The 426-nt window shown below is 66.7% G+C and carries 1 pseudogene; it reads left to right on the top strand.

Annotated elements, in window-relative coordinates:
- Positions 1-223, top strand: a pseudogene (locus BKE38_RS32660) (hypothetical protein); the annotation flags it as partial.
- Positions 224-426 lie beyond the last annotated feature (203 nt).

Genomic DNA, 426 nt, shown 5'->3' with positions numbered 1-426 from the left:
GCCCCCGCCCGGCGGCCACCCGATCGGCTGCGCCTGCTGCGCCCCGCGCAGCCAGGCAGCCGTGGCGCTGGACCGGCTGTTCCTGGGGCGCATGCGGGGGACCATCCCGTGGTTCGACGAAGTGGTGGGGGTGGCGCAGACCGAGGCCGGGCGGGCGACCATCATGGCCGCTTTGCAGGACACCGTGGTGAGCAGCAGGTTTAGATTCAGAGAAGAAACCTGAAGGTCGGGGGAATAAATTCCCCCGAACCCCCATCTTTTTTCTGATCACCGGCCATGCCGGGACCAGCGCTTCACCGGCACCCACGTCAGGGCATTACCGCGGGACGCCATTGGTCCCCTCACAGGTCGCGCTGCTGCCGGGCCGTTTCACGGACTGTCACCACGTGGACACGGCAGTCTGACAGAAAAAAGAAGGGGTCCAGG

The sequence above is a fragment of the Teichococcus deserti genome (assembly GCF_001982615.1).
Classification (GTDB): Bacteria; Pseudomonadota; Alphaproteobacteria; order Acetobacterales; family Acetobacteraceae; genus Pseudoroseomonas; species Pseudoroseomonas deserti.
This window is presented reverse-complemented; position numbering and strand designations above follow the sequence as displayed.